Raw genomic sequence first — 3,059 nt, forward strand, 5'->3', positions numbered from 1 at the left:
GAAAGCGGCGCTGTTCGCGGTGGGTCCCGGCCAAGAGGTTGTGAACCTCGTCGATCATGATCATCCGAAGGCCAAGGTCGCGCAGGAGCGCGATGATGCGGACTTCGAGGGAAGCCACATTTTGAGCGCGGGCGCTCAGTGCCGTCGCCGGGGCGCCGACGGCGGCCAAGATGTGCAAGTAGAACCGCCGTTCGTCTGGTGCGGGCGGCGCTTGCAACAGCAGCAGCGGTGTGCGGGTGATGCCTGACGCCGGATCGTATTCTGGTGCGTATTTGCGCGACAGGTTTCGGGCGATCATCGTCTTGCCGATCCCGGAGGCACCATGCACAAGAAGCCCAGGCATACGGGTTTGCCGTGGCGCTTCGATCAGACCCTGCAAGCGGTCCAACACCTGTTCGGCCCGCGGAAAGCCGATCCAGATATCCGATTGAATGAGGGCGATCCGACCGTCTTCCTCAGTTGTCCTTGCCCTCAATTCACCATCTCTCCACCTTGAACAATGGGCGCGATGTATCACCCGTGTCGATCGGGCGCAGCCCTTCGGTTGTCGAGACAGCCGAGTTGGTGCCCTCCAATGTCCCTTTTCTTTCACGGGATCGGCGTTCGGCCTTCGTCAGGCCCCGGCTTTCAGCTTCAATCTGGCGTTGCTGTCGGATCAGCTCAGCCAGCACCATCTCATTGGACCCGGACTTGCCAAGGGCACGGGCCTTCCTCATGGCTTCGCGATATTCCCAGAGGGACACAGGCGGAATTTCAAGGTTTCTGTACCGCGCCTCAACATATCGGCCATCTTCCAGTTCAACCCAGATCATTGAGATATCGCGAGGATCGTAGCGAACAACCACCTTTCCATCGCCGCGCCCAATGTGGCCTGCAAGGGCATCGGACCAGTACCGTATCTGGAACAGATGGATGCCGTCACGCCTGACTTTGCGCAGTTCGCTGGGCAGGAAGCTCACCTGAAAGGCTTCCATCTCGAAGGGGATGTCGCCCGTCATTTGCTCTGAGAGCGCTTCCCATTTGGCAACGGGCGTACAGCCAATGCTTGAATGAATGCTGTTGTTGTAACGGCAGATTTCGAGAGCAAACCAATGATCGAATTCGCTCAGGGTCATCGTGGCCTGGCCTTCGGCGTCATAGTCGCCCTTGGCCGCGATTGAGGCTTGCGTTGTTCCCGGCAACAGGTGAACGGCCCCCATCATCGTCCCGATCAACCGCTCGATGTGACCCCCGAAGTGAGGACTTCCCGGCGGCCGATAGACCAGATCGATCCCCCATTCCGCACAGGCCGACCGAAAGGCCCGCGACCGGAAATCGCGGCCATTGTCGACATGGATGCTGTGCGGTTTGCCCTGTGCGGGCCAAGGAATATTGCACGCCAATTCCAACAGAAGTTCCCCCTTGGAGGCTACCGCCTGTGTCAGGCAAAGCGACACTGACAGACGCGAAGGCGCCGCGAGAGAGGTGTAATATCCCGTTACCAACCGCGTTGCGACGTCGATCGCCAGCGTGACCCACGGTCGGCCAATTGGTTGGCGCTCAAAACTGTCAACGAGAATGATGTCGGCAGGTGTATGGTCGATTTGCACGACCTCCAGTGGCTGACTGGCCTTGTTCTCGCCTGTGACGGCCGCAAATTTCTGGCGGGCCGCCTTTGCCCCCTCTCGTGCCTTTGCAACTTCGCGGGCATCCATTGCATCCAGACGACGTTGAACCGTCCGCCGTGTCGGCGGTTGCAAGCCCTGCTGCCAGCACGCGCTGCGGATCTCAGTCACAACACGCGACAGGCTGGATCGTTCCCGGCGCAAGAAATAACGGCGAAGATGCTCTTCGATCACCGCTTCGACCTTGCTGGATATCAAAACCGTACCTGTCGGGCGGCCTCGTTTTCGCGGAGCCAGCGCGCTGGTGCGCCCACCCTCTTCCGCCAGCCGCTTTATCCAACGCCAGACCGTCGCCCTGCTGACACCAAGCTCCCAAACGGCGTCATTGATGCCGCTTTCCAGACTGCCAGCCCCATTGAGATATGCCTGAACAAGCGGACGTAGCACGGCGGCCCTGCGCGACTCTTCAGCACCAACTGCAACGGAGGCTTCGCCATCATCATCCATCGATATTTGCCGCACATGTCTGTGAACCCTGTCTCAGGTTTAAGGGCAAGAAAATCGGAATTAAAGGCAAAATCTCATATTTAAGGGCAAAGGACAGCCGTTGATTTCGTTGGATTTCTCATCTCACAATTATGGGCTACGCGACACGAATCGATTTCAACACCGCTCGCGGTGAACGGGGAAGCTTTTTCTTCCGAAACACCATGAGACATGCAACTGAAACAACAACCGCCCTGGCGGAACGAACATCTCTGCCCTGCCCTAACCCCTATGAGCTTCTGGGCCCGGTTCGCATACTGAGGAAGGAGCTCGGTCTTACAACCAATGATCTCGCCGTTCTGACCGCGCTCATTAGCTTCCTACCCCGCAAAGAACATGAGACTCAGGACAGCCAGCGACTTACGCTCACTGTCGTGTTCCCATCGAACGCTTCTCTGTCAGAGCGCGCCAATGGACTCGATGAGAGAACACTTCGACGCAGCCTGGGACGCCTCTCAGCTGCTGAACTGATCGAACGCAAGAATTCAGCAAATGGCAAACGCTTTCCGCTGCGGTATGGAGGCATTATCAGAGATGCCTTCGGTATCGACCTGAAGCCCTTGATCCAGAGGTACGGCTCGCTCGCGACACAAGCCTTGCAGCTCACCGAAGAACGCGAGCGCTTGCGCTCACTGAAAGCTGAGGCGTTGGCCCTACGTGCTTCGCTACTCCACCAGACACGCTTCGATGAAGCAAAGCTATCTACCCTCAACATGATCAGAAATGTCCTGCGTCGAGCAACATTAACCATTGATGCAGTCCTGAGCGTTATCTCGGAACTTAGAGCCCTCGGAGCCGATACCGACGCAAGCTACGGTGAACACCATGCCGCAACAAAAGCTGGGGGAATGTCCCGATCGATGTTGAAAAGCGTTTCGGGCGACGCTGCGGATTTCATGGTTATGCGGC

At 57.8% G+C, this 3,059-nt stretch carries 3 protein-coding genes; 1 reads left to right on the forward strand and 2 read right to left on the reverse strand.

What is annotated here, in order from left to right; genetic code table 11:
• Window positions 1-475, reverse strand: a 475-nt coding sequence (locus C6W91_RS20840; protein WP_370571567.1) for a TniB family NTP-binding protein, incomplete at its 3' end; no start/stop codon positions are given.
• A 1-nt stretch (window position 476) separates the two neighbouring features.
• Window positions 477-2,111 (reverse strand): Mu transposase C-terminal domain-containing protein, encoded by a 1,635-nt coding sequence (locus C6W91_RS20845; RefSeq protein WP_370571568.1) that lies wholly within the window; start codon window positions 2,109-2,111, stop codon window positions 477-479.
• A 131-nt stretch (window positions 2,112-2,242) separates the two neighbouring features.
• On the opposite strand from C6W91_RS20845, the gene C6W91_RS20850 reads away from it, so the two are divergent.
• Window positions 2,243-3,059, forward strand: an 817-nt coding sequence (locus C6W91_RS20850; protein WP_370571569.1) for a helix-turn-helix domain-containing protein, incomplete at its 3' end; no start/stop codon positions are given.

The organism is Phaeobacter sp. SYSU ZJ3003 (genome assembly GCF_041300735.1).
GTDB lineage: Bacteria > Pseudomonadota > Alphaproteobacteria > Rhodobacterales > Rhodobacteraceae > Phycobacter > Phycobacter gallaeciensis_A.

What these genes read in the sequence shown, in the direction of transcription:
- C6W91_RS20845 (WP_370571568.1), bottom strand. Translation starts at nt 2,111, where the DNA reads ATGGATGATGATGGCGAAGCCTCCGTTGCAGTTGGTGCTGAAGAGTCG.